Origin of the sequence: Achromobacter sp. Marseille-Q0513, from assembly GCF_018195695.1 — a bacterium.
In the GTDB taxonomy this organism is placed as follows: domain Bacteria; phylum Pseudomonadota; class Gammaproteobacteria; order Burkholderiales; family Burkholderiaceae_B; genus Achromobacter.
In genome coordinates this window covers 1-3,189 of sequence record NZ_JAGTJY010000316.1, presented here as the reverse complement: position 1 = coordinate 3,189, position 3,189 = coordinate 1, and the positions used below count along the sequence as shown (strand labels likewise).

At 72.8% G+C, this 3,189-nt stretch carries 1 pseudogene; it reads left to right on the top strand.

The window, feature by feature from the left end:
- Positions 1-3,189: pseudogene (locus KDH83_RS30090) on the top strand (hemagglutinin); the annotation flags it as partial.

Genomic DNA, 3,189 nt, shown 5'->3' with positions numbered 1-3,189 from the left:
GCCTGCGCCTGGGCAGCGTCGGCCAGTTGACGGTCGACGGCATCTTGCGCGCGCCCGGCGGCAGCATCGTCCTGGGTGAAATCAAGACCAACGCCGATGTCGATGCCGCGCTGATCGCCGCGGGCCATGGGCGTTCCATCTGGCTGGGCGATGCTGCCGTGCTGGACGCGGCGGCGCGCGCCGTGACGGCGATCGACGCGCGCGGCCGTCGCTACGGCTGGGTGAACGACGGTGGCCGCATCGTCGTGGGCGGCGAAATCGATCATCAGGCCAGCGAATCCAAGGCCGCCAACCTGTTCGTGGTGTTGCGCGCCGGCGCGCGCCTCGACGCCTCGGGCGCGGAAGCGGTGCTGGACCTGGGGCCGGGCGGCGCGCCGCTGCGCGTGGCCAGCCATGGCGGCAGCATCGCGCTGGCTTCGGGCAACGGCCTGCGGCTGGACGGCAGCCTGATCGCCCGCGCCGGCGGCGCGGGCGCGGCGGGCGGCTCGCTGTCGGTGGCGTTGGAGGCGCCGCTGTACCAGGATGTGCTGGCCACGCGCCGCGTGCTGGGGCCGCGCGAGCTGGTGCTGCGGCAGACGCACGCGCCCTACGCCTGGCAGGCGGACGCCACGCCCGAATCGGCCGCCGCGGGACTGAACTATGGCGAGGGCAGCCTGGGCATGGACCGGGTCGCGGCGGGCGGCTTTGGCAGCCTGGCCCTGCTGAGCCAGGGCATGATCAGCTTCGACGGCAGTGTCAGCCTGGCCATGGCGCAAAGCCTGAGCCTGTACTCGGCCTCGATGGGCTTGTCGGAAAACGCGCCGCGCGATGCGCGCATCAACCTGGCCGCGCCGTATCTGCGGCTGGCGGGCGCGGTGGTGCGGGGCAAGGACTGGCATACCGCGCCGGTGGTGCGCGTCGGCGTGTCCTCGCGCGCTACCGACGCGACGCTGCGCCTGTCGGGCCAGATGATCGACGTGCGCGACGAAGTACGCATGAACGTCAACGGCAGCGTCACGCTGCGGCCGCTGGGCAGCGTGGCGGTCGATCGCCGGGGTTTTCGCGAGGTCGTGCTGGACAGCGCCGGCGACCTGCGTTTCGAGCGCGGCGTCAACACGCCCACGCTGCTCGAAACCAGCGGCAATCTGCTGCTGCGCGCGGCCCAGCTCTATCCCGCGACCCATGCCATCGCCACCGTGCGCGCGGGCTACAACGGCGGTAGCGCATGGGTCAGCCACAAGCCGGATGGCCTGCTGGCGATCCAATCCACGGGCGTCGCGCCGGCCATGCCGTATTCGGTGTTCGGCAGCCTGAGCCTGTCGGCGGGCCGCATCGAGCAGGGCGGGGTGCTGCGCGCGCCGCTGGGCACGATCGCGCTAGGCTATCTGAACGGCGCGGCCAGCGCCACCGAGCAGATCAGCCTGCTGCCCGGCAGCATCACCAGCGCCAGCGCCGCCGGGCTGGTCATGCCCTATGGCGGCACCGTGGACGGCGTCACCTGGACGCATCTGGGCGCGGCCGTCGAACTGGAGGGCGTGATCTCGCCGACGCGCGGCGTGATCCTGAGCGGCAAGCGCATCGAATCGATGCCGGGCGCGCTGCTGGACCTGCGCGGCGGCGGCGAACTGCGGGGCGCGGGCTTTGTCTCGGGACGCGGCGGCTCCACCGACGCGCGCATGGCGCCGCTGATGCAGGTCGGCGCGCAAGGCGGCTTCACGCTGCCGGCGCTGGCCACCAACCCGGTCTATGCCATCGTGCCCGGCGTCCAGCCCGGCTACGCACCGTCGGGCGGCGAGCGCGGCGCCTCGACGCCGACGGCGGGGCAGCGCGTGACGCTGGCGCAGGGCGTGCCCGGCCTGCCGGCGGGCACCTATACGCTGCTACCCTCCACCTATGCGCTGCTGCCGGGCGCGTTCCGCGTGGAAATCAACGGCGGCGCGGCGCGCGCCGTCGGCCAGGATCGCGCCATCGCCATGCGCAACGGGTCCTGGAGCGCGCCCGGCGCCTTGTCGGTGCCGGACGCGGGCGTGGCCGACGCGCTGCCGCGCCAGCTGATCCTGACGCCGGCCGACACGCTGCGCAAGCTGTCGCAGTACAACGAGACCAGCTATGCCGCGTTCGTGCGCGCCGATGCGCTGCGTCTCGGCGTACCGCGCGCCTCGCTGCCGCAGGACGGCCGCAACCTGTCGCTGCTGTTCACGCCGGGCGCGGGCGAGCAGGCGCTGAGGTTCCGTGGCGAGGTCGATTTCCGGGCGGCGGAGGGCGGCTTCGCGGGCAGCGTGGCGGTCCTGGACCGGGGCGGCGTAGGCCATATCGAGGTGCTGGCGCCGGACGGCGTCGCCACGCCCGGCCTCAACGCCGTGTCGCTGCGGGCACCGGATCTGAACGCGCTGTCGGCGGCGCGGCTGGCTCTGGGCGCGCGCCCCGAAGTCAGCTACGGGCAGTCCGGCAACTTCTTCAAGTTCGTCGGCGGCGATAGCAACGGCTCGCGCGGCATCACGCTGCGCGCCGGCGCGCAGCTGTCGGCCGCCGAAGTGCTGATGGTGGTCGGTTCCCCGTTCGGCCAGGGCATCACGATCGAGGCGGGCGCGGGCATCAGCACGCTGGGCCGGGGCAAGACGCCGTTCGATTCGCGCGACGGCTTCGTCTATCAGCCCGGCTACATGGACCAGAGCAACTCCGGCTCGATGCTGGCGGTGTCCAATGGCTGGCTGGACGTGCTGCCCATGGCCGCCAGCGCGCGCGGGCCGCAGCCCATCCTGGTTGGCGTTTGCGGCGCAGCCGGCTGCGAGGGGCAGACCCAGCTCTACGCCGAAGGGACGCTGGCCTTCGCCACCAACAAGCGCTTCGAACTCGACAACCGCGTGCGCTTCGGCGCGCGCAATCTGTCTCTGTCGGTGGGCGCGCTCAACGTGGGCGACGCGCCGACCCTTGCCGCCGTGCAGGCGGCCGGCAAGCTGGTGTCGGGCCTGACGCTGAATCAGGACGTGCTGGGCCGCCTGCTGCGCGGCGATACCGCGCGCGGCGCGCCGGCGCTGGAAAACCTGATCCTGAACGCCTACGACTCGATCAACTTCTATGGTGGCGCCGCGCTGGACACGCGCGATCCGGCCACGGGCCGGTCGAGCCTGAAGAACCTGGTGATCGGCACGCCCGCGATCTACGGCTACGGCGGCGCGGGCGACGTGGCGGCGATACGCAGTCCGCGCG